Here is an 18,942-nt window from a genome sequence, read left to right as displayed (position 1 = left end):
CAAGATGGTGATGGAGCCTTACAATCCGCCGCAGGATCCCTGGCTGGTCATTCTGTATCAGGATGACCACATTATGGTCGTCAACAAGCCGAGCGGCCTGCTGTCCGTGCCGGGGCGTCTGGACGAGCATAAAGACAGCGTGATGACGCGCATTCAGCGCGATTATCCGCAGGCGGAGTCCGTCCATCGCCTGGATATGGCCACCAGCGGGGTGATTGTGGTAGCGCTGAATAAAGCGGCAGAGCGCGAGTTAAAACGCCAGTTCCGCGAGCGCGAGCCGAAAAAACAGTACGTCGCCCGCGTATGGGGTCACCCCGCGCAGGCGGAAGGGCTGGTAGATTTACCGCTGATCTGCGACTGGCCGAACCGGCCAAAGCAGAAGGTGTGTTATGAAACCGGCAAGGCAGCGCAGACCGATTATGAAGTGCTGGAGTACGCGCCGGATAACACCGCGCGCGTCCTGCTTAAGCCGATTACCGGGCGTTCACACCAGCTGCGCGTGCATATGCTTGCCTTAGGACATCCGATTCTGGGCGATCGGTTTTACGCGCCGCCGGAAGCCCTGGCGCTGGCGCCGCGCCTGCAGCTGCATGCTGAAAGCTTAACGGTTACTCACCCGGCCTACGGCACGACGATGACCTTCAGAGCAACCGCTGATTTCTAATATTGTCACATTATGAACACTCTTTATTTACAGAGTGTTCATTCTTCTTTTTGAAACATAACCAAAAAAATATATATCACCGTAAAATTCTGCTTAAAACCCCGCAATACATAACCAACCAAAATAATTTAAATAAAACTAAATACCCAATTAACTTTTTTAAATTAGTCATGCTTTTCTGCACTGCATAATATAAGAATCAGCTTATAAGCTGTCGGTAAAAACACCTTTATTTCCTCTTCTGGTAAATAAACACGTTTCCCCTCTGCTCAACATTGGAACTGGATTTTTCAACAAAGGAATGAAGATATGAACAAGCAGTATAATATTGTCTGGAACAGCGCACGTAATATGTACGTTGTTGCCTCGGAGTTTGCCCGCGGCGACAGCAGAATCAAATCTCAGGTGCGCGCGGGGGGGCTGGTTGCCGCGCTGATTCTGGCAAGCTCTGCGGGGTATGCGGAAGACAGGACGTTTAAAGCGCCTGAAGGCGAAAAAAGCACAATCTCTGGAACCTATTCCAACACCACCGAAAAAAGTCAGCAACCAGTCATCAGTGCCGATGGTAAGGGCACCTTTGTGGATGATGCCGGCCCTGTAACCGTCAACTTCGATACTGTCGATGATGCGACATCAACTGCAGTAATTGTTCATAATGGGGCGGAATTAATTCTGGACGATGCGGGTACAACGGTCAACGTTAACAGTACGGACAATAACAGCCAGATAATCGCAATAAATGTGCTGGATGCTAAAGCCACGCTTGACGGTGGAACATACACCGCCACAGGTAATAACAGCACGGCAATCGCGGTACAAACGGGTTGGTCAACGAGTGCATCGGTTGACGTGCGCAACGCCGAAATCAGCGCCGGGAAGTATGGCATTATGGTCGCTGACGACGGCGCGGCCCTGACGATCAATAACACCCAGATTAATGCCACGGGCGCCTCCAGTTCGGGGATCGCAGCCATCGGCGGTGAGACGGCTGTAAACGGTTCGGATGTGTCAATAACCACCAAAGGCGATGCAGCTTACGGAATATATAGCGCGTCCGGTGGTTCGATGAATCTGAACAACGTGACAATAACCACAACGGGGAATGGCACCTATGGCATCTATAACCAGGAGGAAATGCGCGTCGATAATATTGACCTTTCCACCAGCGGGGAGGGTTCGCATGGTGCTTCAACCAGCTATAACGCCAAATCATCGCTGACGCTCAATGGCGGCACGGTTCACACTTCAGGTGAAAATTCCTATGGCTTACGTGCAGCGGATCAGGCAACCCTGAATGCGACCGACCTGACGGTGACCAGCGATAAATCTTACGGCGTTGCGCTGGAAAACGGCGGTCATGCGACGATAACCAACAGCAAGGTAGAAGGCGCTGACGCGGGATACTACCTGGTTAAAGGTAAAAAGGCGTATACCAACGAACTCACGGTTGATGGCGGCAGTATAGCCACATCCAATGCTGACGGCAGTGCATTCCTGGTTGATTCTGGCGCAGCAAACATCACGGTGAAAAATTTTAATACTGCGACCCCTGATAATCTGCTCACCGTCAACACCACGACGGATGCCGTCACGTTTAACGCGGAAAACAGCACCCTTACCGGTGTGATCAACGCGAATACCGATAACGTCAGCATGTCGCTGGATAATACCAGCCAGTGGGTGCTGACCGGAAACTCATCCGTCGGCAACCTGACCAGCAGCGGGCGAATCACGCTGGGAGATGCAAACGGCAACGTCGGTACCCTGAACGTCGGTAACCTGACCCTGAACAATGATAGCGTCACCGACGTCTGGCTGAGCACGGCCTCCACCGCAGCGCCAATTACCGCGCAGCAGGCGACGCTCGGCGGCACGTTGAACATTACCGGGTTTGAAGGTGTTGAGGATCTGGCAAACCAAAATGCGGTCACGGTCGTTGATGCCGAAAACGCCATTGCGGGCGACTTCAGCGACATTACCATCGCCGGGATGCACTCAGCGGATTTCCTCGCGCTTTCTGGCCATGTGAATGCCGCGGACAACACCCTTTATGACGTCTCCGCCTCCCTGACCTGGTTCGCCGGTGAGGATAACGCGGATGCGCCAGCCCACGGTACGTACACCATTGACGACGCCGACGACAGCTTCACCATTGATACCGTACTGGATGACCAGCCTGCCAACGCGGCAACCGGCTGGGACGGCGAGTCGCTGGTTAAAGAAGGCGAAGGTACGCTGATCCTCGATGCGGATAACACCTACAGCGGCGATACCCACATCAACGACGGTACGCTGTGGATTGGTGAAGATGGCGCCATTGGCGTAGACGGCAGCGATCAGACCATTTACGTGGCAGAGGGCGCGACCTTCGGCGGCGACAACGGCACCGCAAACGCGAACGTGATCAACGATGGTACCGTGAAGTTCGATGACACGCTGACGATTAACGGCGACATGACCAACGGCGGCAACATCATTAGCGGCGATATCACCAGCGATGAGAAAACCACCGGTAATACGCTGGTTATCAACGGCGATTACATCAGCGACAACGGCGCGATCACCATTAATACCAAACTGGGCGGCGACGACTCTCCAACGGATCTGGTCAAGATTGCGGGTGATACCTCCGGCGATACCACCGTATACATCAACAACATCGGTGGCGAAGGTGCATTGACGGAAAATGGCATTAAGGTCATTGACGTCGGCGGCGAGTCAAACGGCACCTTCACCCAGGGCAACCAGGTGCAGGTAAACGCCTTCGAATATCGCCTTTATGAAGATCAGGGCGACTGGTTCCTGCGTTCAATCACCAGCGGCGGCAACAATACGCCACAGTACCGTGCAGACATCGGTGCGTACCTTGGCAACCAGTCTATGGCGCTGAGCCTGCAGCAGCAGACGCTGTTTGACCGTGAAGGCAGCCAGCTTCGTTCCGATAACGGCTCCCTGTGGGCGCGCTTTAAAGCGGGTAACAACCAGTCTACCGCGGCTGGCGATAATGTAGACATTGACGGTAACTATAGCCAGCTCCAGTTGGGTAGCGATCTTGCTGCCTGGAGCAACGGTGAACAGAGCCTGACGGTGGGCGTCATGGGCAGCTATATCAACAGCAGCACCGACAGCACCGGCAATGAAGGGGCGGATGGCAGCCGTCTTAGCGCAAGCGGCGACATGGACGGCTACAACGTAGGCGTTTATGCCACCTGGTTTGAAGATGCCCAGCAGCACGCTGGCACCTACGTTGACAGCTGGTATCAGTATGGGATGTACAACAACAGCGTGAAAAATGGCGATGTTGGCACCACCGACTACGATTCAACTGCGCACGCCGTCTCGCTGGAAGCGGGTTACCGTTATGATATTGCCCTGCAAAACAGCACGCTGAGCCTGACGCCACAGGTACAGGCTATCTGGCAGAACTATCGTGCAGACAGCGTGAAGGATAAGAGCGGCACGCAGATTGATGGCCAGAACGGTGACACGCTGACAACCCGAATGGGCCTGCGCGTGGACAGCAAGCTGCAAAAGGCGCCGGATGCCGTTATCCAGCCGTTTGCCGAGGTAAACTGGCTGCACTCATCCGATGAAGGCGCCGTCACTTTCGGGGACACCGAAGTGAAGCAGGACCTGCCGTCAGACCGCGCTGAGCTGAAAGTGGGTATCCAGGCAAACGTGAACAAACAGTGGAGCATCACCGCTCAGGCTGCGGGTCAGAAAGGCAGCAATGATTACAGCGACCTGAACGGCAGTCTGAACGTTCGCTACAGCTGGTAATTCGCAGGAAACGTAAAAAAGAGGGCCGCTTACGCGGCCCTGCTTATTTGAAACCTTTCTTCTCTTTGATCAGCTCGTACGCCTTCTGGATTTCCTGCGCTTTTTGCTTCGCCATCTCCATCATTTCCGGCGGTAAGCCTTTCGCGACCAGCTTGTCCGGATGGTGCTCGCTCATCAGCTTACGATAGGCGCGCTTGATGGTGGTCTGATCGTCAGTGGGCTTTACACCAAGCACGTTGCAGGCATCTTCCAGCGTCGGGCCCCGCTGCGCCTGCTGCCAGGCACCGCCAGAGGACTGCTGGTGATAGCCGCCGCCAAACTGCGCCCCACCCTGCATCATGCGCAGGAACTGATCGAACTGCATACGGGAGATGCCCAGCTCTTCCGCAATGACGTAAAGCACGTCACGTTCGTTAGGGTGAAGTGAACCGTCAGCAAACGCCGCCTGGATTTGAATTTCCAGAAACATCCGAATTAAATCAAAACGTCCAAAGCAGATGCTGCGGAACTGACGCATTTTTTCGCGAAGCGGATAGTTATCCGCTTTACCGATGCGAAACGCATTCTGCGCTGCCAGACGGGAGTCACCGTGCAGGTTCATGCGATCCATAAAGACGCTGGCAATCTGAATATCGGCTTCGGTGACGCGCCCTTTGGATTTGGTTAAGTGCCCCATGACCTCAAAGGTGGTCGAGAAAAAGAGAGACTGACGCTCGCGCTGGTTGGCAAACCAGGCCATTTTGCGGCTGCGCGCCTTGTCAAACATATGGCCGATAATAAGCCCAAGCACAACTCCCCAGAACCCGGCACCCATGATGATGGCGAACGCAACGCCGATTATTTTACCCCAATACTGCATATACTCCCCGGATAGTCATATTCCTGGCCGACGCAACGTCATCATCACTGTGTTCAAGTCACGGTCAATTGAAGGACATCGCCTATAATTTGCTTTATCATACTCGTCATTCGATAGCGAGCCTAACACTCTGGCACGCAAACGGGCAGGATTAACGCTGGTACTGCGCAGATGAGTAAGATAGTCTCTGAGCGTTTGTAAGCCGTAGCCACTGATGACGGAACAATAAAATACAACGTATGAAAAAACGTATCCCCACCCTCCTGGCCACAATGATTGGCACCGCCCTGTACAGTCAACAGGGGCTGGCGGCCGATCTCGCCTCGCAATGTATGCTTGGCGTCCCAAGCTATAATCGCCCACTGGTGAGTGGCGATACAAATAGCTTGCCGGTAACCATTACTGCCGACAGTTCTAAAGGGACCTACCCTGACAATGCCACGTTTACGGGCAATGTGGATATTAACCAGGGCAATAGCCGCCTGCAGGCAGATGAAGTGCAGTTGCACCAGAAGCAGCCGGAAGGCGCGGCCGAGCCGGTACGCACGGTGGATGCGCTGGGTAATGTGCACTATGACGACAATCAGGTCATCCTGAAAGGTCCGAAAGCCTGGTCAAACCTGAATACGAAAGATACTAACGTCTGGGAAGGTGATTACCAGATGGTGGGTCGCCAGGGGCGCGGTGACGCAGACCTGATGAAACAGCGCGGCGAAAACCGCTATACGATCCTGGAAAACGGTACGTTCACGTCATGTCTGCCGGGTTCAAATACCTGGAGCGTGGTCGGGAGCGAAGTTATCCATGACCGTGAAGAACAGGTCGCGGAGATCTGGAACGCGCGCTTTAAGCTGGGCCCGGTACCGGTATTCTACAGCCCTTATCTGCAGCTTCCCGTGGGTGACAAACGCCGCTCGGGCTTCCTGATCCCAAATGCCAAATACAGCACCACGAACTACTTTGAGTTCTACCTGCCGTATTACTGGAACATCGCGCCCAACATGGATGCGACGATCACGCCGCACTATATCCACAAGCGCGGCAACGTCATGTGGGAGAACGAGTTCCGCTATCTCACTCACGCTGGTGCAGGTCTGATGGAGCTGGATTATCTGCCGTCGGATAAAGTCTTCCAGGACGAGCATCCGACCGAGGGCGATAAGCACCGCTGGTTATACTACTGGCAGCATGCCGGGGTGATGGATCAGGTGTGGCGCTTTAATGTTGACTACACCAAAGTTAGCGATTCGTCTTATTTTAACGACTTCTCTTCGAAATACGGCTCAAGTACGGATGGCTATGCCACGCAGAAATTCAGCGTAGGCTATGCGGTGCAGAACTTTGACGCAACCGTCTCGACCAAGCAGTTCCAGGTATTTTCTGACCAGGCCACGCCTACCTACGGCGCTGAGCCCCAGCTGGATGTTAATTGGTATCAGAATGATGTGGGTCCATTTGACACCCATGTGTACGCTCAGGCGGTGCATTTCGTTAACACGGATTCGGACATGCCTGAAGCCACGCGTGTTCACCTTGAGCCGACGATCAATCTGCCGTGGTCCAACGATTGGGCAAGCCTGGATACCGAAGCCAAGCTGATGGCGACGCACTATCAGCAAAAAAATATCGATAATTACAACACAACTAACAATGCTCATCTGGAAGAGTCGGTTAACCGCACGCTTCCGCAGTTCAAAATGGACGGCAAGCTGATCTTTGAGCGTGATATGGCCTTGTTGGCAGATGGTTATACTCAGACGCTGGAGCCACGTATGCAGTACCTGTACGTGCCTTATCGCGACCAGAGCAACATCAACAACTATGACTCCTCTTTACTGCAATCTGACTACAGCGGCCTGTTCCGTGACCGTACCTACGGCGGCCTTGACCGCATCGCCTCCGCTAACCAGTTAACGACCGGTGTCACAACGCGCGTATATGATGATGCCGCCGTTGAACGTTTTAACGTTTCTGTTGGTCAAATCTACTATTTCACCGAGTCTCGCACGGGCGATGACAATATTAAGTGGGAGAAAGATAACAAGACGGGCTCGCTGATTTGGGCTGGCGACACCTACTGGCGTATGACCGATCGTTGGGGCCTGCGCGGCGGCGTGCAATATGACACCCGTCTCGACAATATCGCCAACAGTACGGCAGCTATTGAGTATCGCCGGGATGAAGATCGTATGGTGCAGTTGACCTATCGTTATGCCAGCCCGGAATATATTCAGGCGACGTTACCGAACTACGGTACTGCAGAGCAGTATAAAGACGGTATCTCACAGGTGGGTGGTGCAGCAAGCTGGCCCATCGCCGATCGTTGGTCAATCGTAGGTGCGTACTACTTCGACACCAACGCCAATAAAGCTGCTGACCAGATGGTAGGTCTGCAATATAACTCCTGCTGTTACGCGCTGCGTGTCGGTTACGAACGTAAGCTTAACGGCTGGAACACTGAAAACAATCAGAGCAAATACGATAACGTGATTGGCTTTAACTTCGAGTTACGCGGCCTGAGTTCCAACTACGGTCTGGGTACCCAGAAAATGCTGCGCTCGAATATTCTGCCGTACAGTAGCGCCTTGTAATGTGCTTGATTTGCAACGTAATCCGCTTTGCGGTTAATTGAAATGGAAAAAGTATGAAGAACTGGAAAACGCTGCTGCTCGGTGTCGCTATGGTTGCGAATACCAGCTTCGCGGCCCCCCAGGTTGTTGATAAAGTCGCTGCTGTGGTTAACAACGGCGTCGTACTTGAAAGTGACGTTGACGGTCTGATGAAATCGGTGAAGCTCAATTCGGGCGAAGCCGGTCAACAGCTTCCTGATGACGCCACGCTGCGCCACCAGATCCTGGAGCGTCTGATCATGGATCAGATCGTTCTGCAGATGGGGCAAAAAATGGGCGTGAAGGTCACTGACGAGCAGCTCGATCAGGCGATCGCTAACATCGCGAAGCAGAACAATATGTCTTTAGATCAGATGCGCAGCCGTCTGGCCTATGACGGTATCAGCTACGCCACCTACCGTAACCAGATCCGTAAAGAGATGCTGATTTCGGAAGTGCGTAACAACGAAGTGCGTCGCCGCGTCACCATCCTGCCTCAGGAAGTGGACGCGCTGGCAAAACAGGTGGGTAACCAGAACGATGCGAGCACAGAGCTGAACCTGAGCCACATTCTGATCCCACTGCCGGAGAACCCAACGTCCGATCAGGCCGCGGAAGCAGAAAGCCAGGCGCGTTCGATTGTCGAACAGGCGCGTAACGGCGGTGACTTTGGCAAGCTGGCCATCACCTACTCCGCAGACCAACAGGCGCTGAAAGGCGGACAGATGGGCTGGGGACGTATTCAGGAGCTGCCATCCATCTTTGCCCAGGCGCTGAGCACGGCGAAGAAAGGAGATATCGTCGGTCCTATTCGTTCAGGCGTGGGCTTCCACATTCTGAAAGTGAACGATCTGCGCGGCCAGAGCCAAAATATTTCCGTCACCGAAGTTCATGCTCGCCACATTCTTCTGAAACCGTCACCGATCATGACTGACGATCAGGCGCGTGCGAAGCTGGAACAGATTGCAGCGGACATTAAGAGCGGTAAAACCTCATTTGATAAAGCAGCAAAAGAGTTCTCTCAGGATCCCGGCTCTGCTAACCAGGGCGGCGATCTGGGCTGGGCAGCGGCGGATATCTACGATCCTGCCTTCCGCGACGCGTTGATGAAGCTGAACAAAGGCCAGATCAGCGCGCCGGTTCACTCTTCATTTGGCTGGCATCTGATCGAGCTGATGGACACCCGTAACGTGGATAAAACGGATGCGGCACAGAAAGACAGAGCCTACCGCATGCTGTTCAACCGTAAGTTCTCTGAAGAAGCAGCAACCTGGATGCAGGAACAACGCGCCAGTGCCTACGTGAAAATTCTGAGCAACTAATGAAACAGCATCGTGTTGTTATCACGCCCGGCGAACCCGCCGGGATTGGGCCTGACCTCGTTGTCCAGCTCGCCCAGCGCAGCTGGCCGGTAGAGCTGGTTGTCTGTGCCGATGCAACACTGTTACAGGACCGGGCAGCAATGCTCGGTCTGCCTTTAACGCTCATCCCCTACGTTGAAGGTCAACAGCCTGCACCGCAGCAAGCCGGTACGCTCACCCTTCTCTCCGTTCCCCTTCGTACGCCGGTTATTCCGGGCCAGCTCAGCACGGAAAACGGTCACTATGTCGTTGAAACCCTTGCGCGCGCCTGCGACGGCTGCCTGAAGGGCGAATTTGCCGCCCTGATAACCGGCCCGGTTCACAAAGGCGTTATCAACGAAGCAGGCATACCGTTTACCGGGCATACGGAATTTTTCGAAGAGCGTTCGCGCAGCCCGAAAGTGGTGATGATGCTGGCAACAGAGGCGATGCGCGTTGCGCTGGTGACCACCCATCTGCCGATCAAAGCCATTCCTGATGCGATCACCCCTGAACTCCTGCGCGAGATCATCGGGATTTTGCACCACGACCTGCAGACAAAATTTGGCATCCCGCAGCCGCACGTGCTGGTATGTGGCCTCAATCCACACGCCGGGGAAGGCGGGCACATGGGCACCGAAGAGATCGACACGATCATTCCGGTACTCAACGAAATGCGGGCGAAGGGGATGAATCTCAGCGGGCCGCTGCCTGCGGATACCCTTTTCCAGCCGAAATACCTGGATAATGCCGACGCCGTGCTCGCGATGTACCACGATCAGGGCCTGCCCGTGCTAAAATACCAGGGCTTTGGCCGCGGCGTGAATATCACCCTCGGTTTACCCTTTATTCGAACGTCCGTTGACCACGGTACTGCGCTGGATCTGGCAGGCCAGGGGAAAGCGGATGTCGGCAGTTTTATTACGGCGCTTAATCTCGCCATCAAAATGATTGTTAATACTCAATGACTAATCGAGTCCATCAGGGCCACTTAGCCCGTAAACGTTTCGGGCAAAACTTCCTTAACGATCAGTTCGTGATCGAAAGCATTGTCTCGGCTATTAATCCGCAAAAAGGTCAGGCGATGGTTGAAATCGGCCCGGGCCTTGCCGCGCTGACCGAGCCGGTCGGCGAACGCCTCGACCAGCTGACCGTCATCGAACTGGACCGCGATCTGGCCGCACGCCTGCAAACGCACCCGTTCCTCGGGCCGAAGCTGACTATCTATCAGCAGGACGCCATGACCATGAACTTTGGCGAACTGTCGGAAAAAATGGGTCAGCCGCTGCGCGTATTCGGCAACCTGCCGTACAACATCTCCACGCCGCTCATGTTCCACCTGTTTAGCTATACTGATGCCATTGCCGACATGCACTTCATGTTGCAAAAAGAGGTTGTTAACCGTCTGGTTGCAGGCCCGAACAGTAAAGCGTATGGTCGTTTAAGCGTGATGGCGCAATATTACTGCAACGTGATCCCGGTACTCGAAGTACCGCCGTCAGCGTTCACACCACCACCGAAAGTGGATTCAGCGGTTGTGCGCCTTGTGCCGCACAAAACGAAACCGTATCCGGTTAAAGATCTGCGCGTGCTCAGCCGCATTACCACAGAGGCCTTTAACCAGCGCCGTAAAACGATCCGTAACAGCCTGAGCAATTCATTTACCGTTGAGGTATTAGCTGAACTTGGGATCGACCCGGCAATGCGTGCGGAGAACATTTCCGTAGAGCAGTACTGCAAGCTGGCTAATTACATCAGCGATAATGCGCCGTCGAAGGAGAGTTAAGCCATGATTGATTCGCCCCGCGTCTGTGTCCATGTACAAAGCGTCTATGTTGAATCACAGTCCTCTCCGGACGAAGAACGCTTTGTCTTCGCTTACACCGTGACCATTCGCAATCTGGGGCGGACGCCCGTGCAGCTGCGCGGGCGCTACTGGCTTATCACCAACGGCAATGGCCGCGAAATCGAAGTTCAGGGCGAAGGTGTGGTCGGTGAACAGCCCCACATCGCCCCTGGCGAAGAGTACCAGTACACCAGCGGTGCGGTAATTGAAACGCCGATGGGTACCATGCAAGGCCATTATGAAATGGTCGACGTCGATGGCAATGGCTTCCGCGTTGCCATTCCCGTGTTCCGTCTCGCCGTAACCACACTCATTCATTAATCTAATGTCTACATATCTGATTGGCGACGTTCACGGCTGCTACGATGAACTGATCGCATTGTTAAAACAGGTCGACTTTACGCCAGGACAGGACACGCTCTGGCTGACGGGCGATTTAGTCGCGCGTGGCCCCGGCTCTCTTGACGTGTTGCGTTACGTCAAATCGCTGGGCGACAGCGTGCGCATGGTGCTGGGCAATCACGATCTGCATCTGCTGGCGGTGTTCGCCGGGATCAGCCGCAACAAACCCAAAGATCGCCTCACCCCGCTGCTTGATGCGCCGGACGCGGACGATCTGATTAACTGGCTGCGCCGTCAGCCCCTGCTGCAGGTCGACGAAGAGAAAAAACTGGTCATGGCGCATGCCGGGATCACCCCACAATGGGATCTTGAGACGGCGAAAACCTGCGCGCGTGACGTTGAGGCGGTGCTGGCGAGCGACTCGTATCCTTTCTTCCTTGATGCCATGTACGGCGATATGCCAAACCACTGGAGCGAGGAGCTTAGCGGTCTTGCCCGTCTGCGCTTTATCACCAACGCCTTCACCCGCATGCGTTTCTGCTTCCCGAACGGACAGCTGGACATGTATTCCAAAGAGACGCCGGAAAGCGCGCCCGCTCCGCTGAAACCGTGGTTTGCCATTCCGGGGCCGGTGACCAGCGAGTACAGCGTGGTATTTGGCCACTGGGCGGCACTGGAAGGAAAAGGAACACCGGAAGGGATTTACGGTCTGGATACCGGATGCTGCTGGGGCGGAGAGTTAACCTGCTTACGCTGGGAAGATAAAGCGTACTTTGTGCAGCCGTCCAACCGACAGCTGGACTCAGGAGAAAACGAGGCCGTTGCCTCCTGACTGTTGCCCCTCCCCCCAATAGACCGCACCGAACGGTCCCCTCTGGGGAGAGGGGTATATCACTTAACGACGTTCCAGAATCTCGAAGCAGTAGCTGTGAGAGTTCTGCGCATCCGCGTCGTGGAATTCGCTGAATACCGATTCCCACTCGTCCGGATCGTAGTCCGGGAAATGGGTATCCCCTTCCACTTCGGCATCAATGTGGGTCAGATACAGCTTCTGCGCTTTTGGCAGGAACTGCTCGTACACGCGCCCACCGCCAATCACCATGATCTCTTCAGCATTGCCGCATGCAGCAATCGCCTCGTCTACCGATTTCACCCATTCGACGCGATCGTCAGTGCCCGGCTGGCTACTGATAACGATATTCTTACGGCCCGGCAATGGACGACCAATCGACTCCCAGGTCAGGCGGCCCATCACTACCGGCTTGTTTAACGTCGTACGTTTAAACCATGCGAGATCGGCAGGCAGGTTCCACGGCATGGCATTTTCCATACCGATAACGCGGTCTACCGCCAGCGCTGCAATCAGACTGATCATTGAAAATTTCCCGGATGCAAAAAATTGCCGCCACTATACGGAAAGCTTAATCTTTCGTCGACTGGCGGCAGAGTAAAGATACAGAAATTTTTTAATATTGCTGGCAACTCCGCTTCACGCGGAAGGTTTACTCTCCGGTTCGTCAGAAGGATCTCCGGTATGCTTGCCCTCTTCCGTGCCCTGCCAGCCGTGCCGCTGGATCAGCGACAGGTGATTGCGATCCTCATTGATGATCTCCGTCAGCATCGCGCTGGTGCGTTTAAACACCGCCGCACGCTCGGTGGCCGTACTGCCCGCCATCGCCGCCATCTCTTCCACCATCTCGGTATTAAAGCGGCGGAACAGGTCTGCCCGTTCGCGCGCTTCGTACGCGCCCAGCCCCAGGTTTTCCAGCGCCATGCGGCCAGACTTCAGCGCGCCTTCGAAGGTTTCACGCTCGGGGGATTCGACGCCCGCCTGCCTGAGGCGGATATAGTGATCCACATCGCGCGCGCGGGAGATGATGGTCAGACTCGGGAAATGTTCTTTCGCCATTTCCACCATCTGCAGGCTGGTCTCCGGATCGTCAATAGCGTTGATCAGCACCTCGGCTTTCGCCGCCCCGGCGGATTCCAGTAGGTCGACGCGGGTCGCATCGCCGTAAAACACCTTCATATCGAATTTACGCAGGGTATCAACATGGTCGGGATCGTGATCGAGGATGACCATCTTCACCCCGCTGGACAGCAGCAGACGGCCCACGATCTGCCCGTAGCGGCCAAATCCGGCAATGATCACGCGCGGCTGCTCTTCGTCAATCTCATCGGCTTCGCGCTCCTGCTCGCTGCCCGATTTTTCCAGACGCGTCAGCACCACCAGCAGAACGGGCGTCGCCGCCATCGACAGCGCGACCGCCAGCGTCAGCGCTTTCGCCCACTCGGGATCGAGGACGTTTGCCATTTGCGCCGCGCCGAAGACCACGAACGCAAATTCGCTTCCCTGCCCCAGCAGAACCGCAAACCAGCTTCGCTGCCTGTTCGGCACCTTCAGCGGGCGCGCAATCAGCCACAGCATCGCCATTTTAATAACCAGGAAGCCGACGAGCAGGATGACAATGCGTAGCGGATGCGTCACCAGCGTGCCGAAGTCGACGGACATCCCCACGCCGATGAAAAACAGCCCCAGCAGCAGGCCTTTGAACGGCTCGATATCGCTTTCCAGCGCGTGACGGTATTCAGAGCTCGCCAGCAGAACGCCTGCAAGGAATGCCCCCATCGCCATCGACAGCCCGGCTTCCTCCAGCAGCAGGCCGAAGCCAAACACCAGGAACAGCGCCACGGCGCTGAACACTTCGCGCAGGCCAGAGCGGGCAACAAACCGCAGCAGCGGGCGGGTCACGTAGCGACCAAGCAGCACCACCAGCGCCAGCGCACCCGCCACCTTCAGTGCCGACAGCGCGAAAGCGCCCAGCGTGGTGGAGGAACCGCTGGCCGCCAGCAGCGGGATCATCGCCACCAGCGGAATAGCGGCAATGTCCTGGAACAGCAGCACCGAAAACGCGCTGCGCCCCATCTGGGATACCGTCAGATTTCGCTCGTTCATCGCCTGCATGGCAATAGCCGTTGAGGAGAGCGCCAGCGTCATGCCGATGAGCTCTGCCACCTTCCAGTCCATACCCAACAGGATGCAGAACCCGCCCAGCAGCAGGCCGCAGGCCACCATCTGCAGCGCCCCACCGCCAAATACCGAGGCGCGAAGCTTCCATAACCGCTGCGGGTCGAGCTCCAGACCAATCACAAAGAGCATCAGCACCACGCCGATTTCAGCGAAATGGAGAATCGCCTCGGCATCGGTGACCAGCCGGAAGCCCCACGGCCCAATCACGCACCCCGCAATCAGGTAGCCGAGAACGGAACCCAGCCCCAGACGCACCGCCACGGGCACAATCAGCGCCGCCGCGCCGAGGTAAATCAGCGCCTGTATCAGCGTATGGCTATCCATGGTGCGCCTCCTGCCACTCAAGTAAGCGTTGTTTATAATGCCGAGCCTGCGCCTGCAGCGTTTCATCGTCGCAAACAAACGTGCAGTGCATGGCAAAAGGCGGGAGCCAGTTCAGCCCACAATAGAGCGCGGTCGCCTGCAGCGGCTGTGCCAGAACGTCAAAGCCCGGGAAAGAACCGATATCAAAGTGGCTTTCGCCTCCGCCGGTGGTGACCGCCCACAACAGGCTTTTCCCTTTTAGCGCATTGCCGTTATGACCATACGCCCAGCCGTGGGAGAAGACTTTATCAATCCACAGCTTCAGCAGCGGGGGCGTGCTGTACCACTGCATGGGATGCTGCCAGACAATCAGATCGGCACGGGAAAGCGCCTCCTGTTCGGCGGCGATATCAATATTAAAATCGGGATAAAGTTGATAGAGGGAGCGTATCTCTACGTTATCAAGCGTCCTTACCTGCTCAAGCATCCGCTTATTCGCGTGCGAGTGCTGCGGATAAGGGTGCGCGTAAATTATGAGTATCATCAAATGGCCTGTCTTCTTCTCTTCTTGTAGCAGTGAGTGTAGACAGTTAACCCGTCCGGTGAAAGGGCCGAAAAGCCTTGCAAAGGTAAAACGCAACAATTGGCAATCATTGTTCCGGAGGGTTATAGCAGGCGTAAAAACGACGGTTTGCAGACAATATATTAAATGAATGATTAAGATCGAAATATATTAATTAAAGATCAATTAAGAAAGACTACAATCATTTTTTAATAAATCAACCTATACATAACGCCTTGAAAAAATAATAATTTTATGCTCTTAGTCTTGAGCCCATTCTTGCAAAAAGCCCAAAGGGTTATTCCATATCATTAATTAGCGTCACTTCTTCTCAAATGGATGTGTACATGCGCAACAAAAAATTCATATTAAACAAAACCACAAGAACACTTGGAAAGATATTTCCTGCCTTACTTATATTCACACCAGTTGTAGCCTTCGCTGGAACCATTGATGAATCCACCTCTGTCCCACAAGAATTTTCCACCGACACCCAGTATACCATTAATAAAGATGTCACCATCTCGTCCTCGGGAAGTGAGAGCGCAGTTTCTGTTTCAGGATTCAACGTCACCACAGTGACTAACAATGGAAACATTTCTGGCACAGGTAAAGGCCTGGATATTAATACCTCCGCGCAACGCGTGACCTTGAATAATGAAGAAGGCGCGACCATCTCCTCTACCGACTCTACGGCCGTTAACATAGCGTCAATGCAAGGGGATATTATCAACAACGGAAATATTACCGCTTTCGACAATGGCATTTATGTCAGTCAAGAATCCTCAGCGGTAAATATTACTAATAGCGCCACCGGGGTTATTAAAGGTAAAACAGGCCTGAATTCACGCGTCGGCGTTGCGGTAAATAACGAAGGCACGCTTACCGGCACAGAGAATGATGGTATTAACCTGAGCGATGGTAACACCAAAATCACCAATACCGGAACCGTACAGGGCGCGCAGAACGGTATTAAGGTAATGGATACGGCGAAAGTCGATATCACCAACACCGGTTCGATTGGCGGTGGCAGCACGGCAATCATGTTTGCCAGCAGCAAAAATAATACGCTGGTGCTTAACACGGGTTCTTCACTGACTGGCGATGTAATTTCTAGCGTCTCTACAGGAAATACAATCACTCTGGCAGGTACCGGCATAGAAGACAGCAATTTTGTTGGCTTAACGGAAGACGATGGCTTTGCTTCTTTGAATATGGACGGGGAAAGCTGGGCGCTCTCAGGTGATATCGACATTATTGGTTCCGGCAATTCGCTTCAGGTCAATAGCGGTGATTTAATTCTGTCGGGAAACGTGTCTAATGCAGGTACTACCCTCGTTGCCAAAGATGCGTCTCTCCAGCTTGGCGATGGCACGAAAACCGCAACGCTGAGCGGGGGCTTGACCAACAATGGCACCCTTATTTTTAATCAGGGCAGTAATACCGCGTTCGCTACCGGCATTACCGGTAGTGGCAATGTTGAAAAAGTGGATTCCAACACCCTGACGCTAAAAGGCAAGAACACCTACACGGGTGATACCGTTCTTCATAGCGGCACGACTCTGGTGGCTTCAGGTTCAGTCCTGGGTGCCAAGGGAAGCAACGCAACCATCACAATTAACGATGGCGCTCAGTTTGCCACTGCTGGCGAAGTAAACAACAATATCAACATCCTCACCGGTGGTACGCTGGCTGCATGGAATGCGATTCAGGGTAACGATACGCTGAGCGTTTCAGGTATCGATACGGTCAACGGCAACGTCACCAACAGTGGCAATCTTTTACTCAGTGCAGCCAATAACAGCGTAGGCAACAATTTCACCATTAACGGCGACTATACCGGCTCTGCGGGCAGTCAGATCGTGATGAGCAGCACCCTGGGTGAAGATAACTCGCCAACCGATCATCTCACCATTACCGGCAGCAGCTTTGGTCAGTCCAGCGTTAGCGTTAACAACATTGGCGGTCTGGGTGCGCAAACCGTTAACGGCATGGAAATTGTCAGCGTTGGCGGCAGCTCCGAAGCCCAGTTGACCCTTGCCAAACCGGTGGTTGCCGGTGCGTGGGAATATAATCTCTATCAGCACAACAACGGCAACTGGTACCTGGAATCAAAGGCTACGCCTTCTGATGAACCGTCTGATAATACCGATGATGGCGATAATACCGACGACGGCGATAACACCGACAACGGCGATAACACCGACAATGGCGGCAACACCGACAACGGCGGTAACACCGACAACGGCGGCAACACCGACAACGGCGGTAACACCGACAACGGCGGTAACACCGACAACGGCGACAATGGCAGCAACAGCGGTCCTGAGGTCATGGCTCCAGAGGTCGGCGCTTACTTAGGCAACTACCTTGCCGCGCAGAGCATGTTCCTCCACAAGCGTGACGACCGCGATCAGATCACCTTCCGTAATGAAGAAGACCTCAATACCTGGATGTACGTCAAAGGTCGCTACCATGAAAACAATGCTGGCGGCGACAGAGTCAGCTATGACACCACCACCACCGTCCTTCAGGTCGGCAGCGACTTCATGAGCAAGCCGATGGACAACGGTATTCTGCGTGCGGGTGGCATGTTCGGGGCAGGTCAGGCGAAGACCCACTCTGATGCAAAACACAACGTGCGCAACGCGCAGGGCAAAGTGGATGGCTTTAACGTCGGCCTGTATGCAACCTGGCAGGAAGATCAGAAGCTGCGTCTGGGCAGCTATGTTGATACCTGGGCCGCATACAGCTGGTACAACAATAAAGTGACCAGCAATCGCAACGATGAAGACTACGACAGCACCGGTTTTGCCGCATCTGTTGAAGTGGGTCATGCGTGGGTGATTGACTCAGAGAAAGAGCGCACCTGGAAGATCGAACCGCAGGCACAGATCATCTACAGCTATCTGGATCAGGAAAACCACACCGATCGCGACGGCGTGCGGGTGACAACGCTGGACAACGACGGTTTGTTTGGTCGTCTGGGCGTCAAATCAAGCTACTTCCAGCAGAAAGACGTGAAAGCCTGGCAGCCGCACGTTGCCGTGAACTGGCTGAAGGGTGCGGGTCAAAACGATCTGGCGTTTAACGGCGAGACCGTCAGCAACGATACGCCGGAAGATCGTGGACAGTTAGAGTTGGGCGTTACCGGCAACCTGAACGAAACCACGACGATCTCCCTGCGCGCCAGCGGCGAGTGGGGCGAAAACAGCTATGCTGCCTATGGCGGCCATATCCTGCTGAACCACCGCTGGTAACCGTTCCTGAAAGAGCAAAAGCCGTGGCAAACGCCACGGCTTTTTTTATTAGTTATCCAGCTCGCCCATGGATTTCACCTGGTCACGGTTGATCTGCTCGGTTTGACCGGTTTCGGCGTTTTTGTACGACACCAGCCCGGTATCGTCATCCACCTGCGGTTTCCCGTCGGTGACGATGGTTTTGCCATCGGTGGTTTTTACGGCCTGATTAGACGAACAGCCCGCCACGGTAAACATTGCGGTGGCAGCCAGAACGGAAGCGATCAGTAATTTATTTTGCATGGTGTTTTCCCCTGCTCTCAGTTGAATTTCGTTATCGACCTAACCATTTTAGGCTAACTGACTG

The 18,942-nt window shown here is 54.4% G+C and carries 14 protein-coding genes; 9 read left to right on the top strand and 5 right to left on the bottom strand.

Annotated elements, in window-relative coordinates:
* The first annotated feature begins 4 nt into the window (after nt 1–4).
* Nucleotides 5–664 carry a bifunctional tRNA pseudouridine(32) synthase/23S rRNA pseudouridine(746) synthase RluA gene (gene rluA, locus L6R44_RS10065; protein ID WP_237424044.1) on the top strand — a complete coding sequence of 220 codons (660 nt, stop codon included), beginning with the start codon at nt 5–7 and terminating at the stop codon, nt 662–664.
* Nucleotides 665–973: 309 nt separating this feature from the next.
* Nucleotides 974–4,444, top strand: a complete 3,471-nt coding sequence (locus L6R44_RS10060) for an autotransporter outer membrane beta-barrel domain-containing protein (protein ID WP_237424043.1) — start codon at nt 974–976, stop codon at nt 4,442–4,444.
* 43 nt (nt 4,445–4,487) lie between these two features.
* Here the strand turns inward: L6R44_RS10060 and djlA are convergent, their stop codons facing one another.
* Complete coding sequence (gene djlA, locus L6R44_RS10055) at nt 4,488–5,303, bottom strand: co-chaperone DjlA (RefSeq protein ID WP_237424042.1); 816 nt, start codon at nt 5,301–5,303, stop codon at nt 4,488–4,490.
* 239 nt (nt 5,304–5,542) lie between these two features.
* On the opposite strand from djlA, the gene lptD reads away from it, so the two are divergent.
* Genes lptD through apaH form a run of 6 tightly spaced genes read left to right on the top strand, consistent with a single transcriptional unit; the run spans nt 5,543 to nt 12,272 of the window.
* A complete protein-coding gene (lptD, locus tag L6R44_RS10050) occupies nt 5,543–7,894 on the top strand; it encodes an LPS assembly protein LptD (RefSeq protein ID WP_237424041.1) in 2,352 nt (783 codons plus the stop codon).
* Between the two features lie 53 nt (nt 7,895–7,947).
* Nucleotides 7,948–9,234 (top strand): peptidylprolyl isomerase SurA, encoded by a 1,287-nt coding sequence (surA, locus tag L6R44_RS10045; protein ID WP_237424040.1) that lies wholly within the window; start codon nt 7,948–7,950, stop codon nt 9,232–9,234.
* Nucleotides 9,234–10,220: a 4-hydroxythreonine-4-phosphate dehydrogenase PdxA gene (pdxA, locus tag L6R44_RS10040; RefSeq protein ID WP_237424039.1), complete on the top strand. Its 987-nt coding sequence runs from the start codon at nt 9,234–9,236 to the stop codon at nt 10,218–10,220. The genes surA and pdxA overlap by 1 nt, the downstream gene beginning before the upstream one ends.
* Nucleotides 10,217–11,038, top strand: a complete 822-nt coding sequence (gene rsmA / locus L6R44_RS10035; RefSeq protein ID WP_032644032.1) for a 16S rRNA (adenine(1518)-N(6)/adenine(1519)-N(6))-dimethyltransferase RsmA — start codon at nt 10,217–10,219, stop codon at nt 11,036–11,038. Before pdxA ends, rsmA begins: the two co-directional genes overlap by 4 nt.
* 3 nt (nt 11,039–11,041) lie before the next feature.
* Entirely contained in the window at nt 11,042–11,419 is a 378-nt protein-coding gene (gene apaG, locus L6R44_RS10030; RefSeq protein ID WP_032644031.1) for a Co2+/Mg2+ efflux protein ApaG, read from the top strand.
* 4 nt (nt 11,420–11,423) lie between these two features.
* On the top strand, nt 11,424–12,272 hold the full coding sequence (gene apaH / locus L6R44_RS10025) for a bis(5'-nucleosyl)-tetraphosphatase (symmetrical) ApaH (RefSeq protein ID WP_237424038.1): 849 nt from the start codon (nt 11,424–11,426) through the stop codon (nt 12,270–12,272).
* Between the two features lie 63 nt (nt 12,273–12,335).
* Here apaH and folA read toward each other — a convergent pair whose 3' ends face one another.
* The 3 genes from folA to kefF all read right to left on the bottom strand — a co-directional run bounded on the left by folA (nt 12,336) and on the right by kefF (nt 15,318).
* The gene (folA, locus tag L6R44_RS10020) at nt 12,336–12,815 is read right to left on the bottom strand and encodes a type 3 dihydrofolate reductase (RefSeq protein WP_008502023.1); all 480 of its coding nucleotides are present in this window, start codon (nt 12,813–12,815) and stop codon (nt 12,336–12,338) included.
* A gap of 114 nt (nt 12,816–12,929) precedes the next feature.
* Nucleotides 12,930–14,795 carry a glutathione-regulated potassium-efflux system protein KefC gene (gene kefC, locus L6R44_RS10015; RefSeq protein ID WP_045327652.1) on the bottom strand — a complete coding sequence of 622 codons (1,866 nt, stop codon included), beginning with the start codon at nt 14,793–14,795 and terminating at the stop codon, nt 12,930–12,932.
* Nucleotides 14,788–15,318 (bottom strand): glutathione-regulated potassium-efflux system oxidoreductase KefF, encoded by a 531-nt coding sequence (gene kefF, locus L6R44_RS10010; RefSeq protein WP_112781629.1) that lies wholly within the window; start codon nt 15,316–15,318, stop codon nt 14,788–14,790. Before kefF ends, kefC begins: the two co-directional genes overlap by 8 nt.
* Nucleotides 15,319–15,683: 365 nt before the next feature.
* On the opposite strand from kefF, the gene L6R44_RS10005 reads away from it, so the two are divergent.
* Nucleotides 15,684–18,596: an autotransporter family protein gene (locus L6R44_RS10005; protein ID WP_237424037.1), complete on the top strand. Its 2,913-nt coding sequence runs from the start codon at nt 15,684–15,686 to the stop codon at nt 18,594–18,596.
* 48 nt (nt 18,597–18,644) lie between these two features.
* Here L6R44_RS10005 and L6R44_RS10000 read toward each other — a convergent pair whose 3' ends face one another.
* Nucleotides 18,645–18,878 carry a YgdI/YgdR family lipoprotein gene (locus L6R44_RS10000; RefSeq protein ID WP_003856439.1) on the bottom strand — a complete coding sequence of 78 codons (234 nt, stop codon included), beginning with the start codon at nt 18,876–18,878 and terminating at the stop codon, nt 18,645–18,647.
* Nucleotides 18,879–18,942: the final 64 nt, after the last annotated feature.

Origin of the sequence: Enterobacter cloacae complex sp. ECC445 (assembly GCF_021892025.1) — a bacterium.
Taxonomy (GTDB): Bacteria; Pseudomonadota; Gammaproteobacteria; order Enterobacterales; family Enterobacteriaceae; genus Enterobacter; species Enterobacter chengduensis.
Note: the sequence above shows the minus strand (reverse complement) of the source record. Positions and strands in the feature narration are given on the sequence as shown.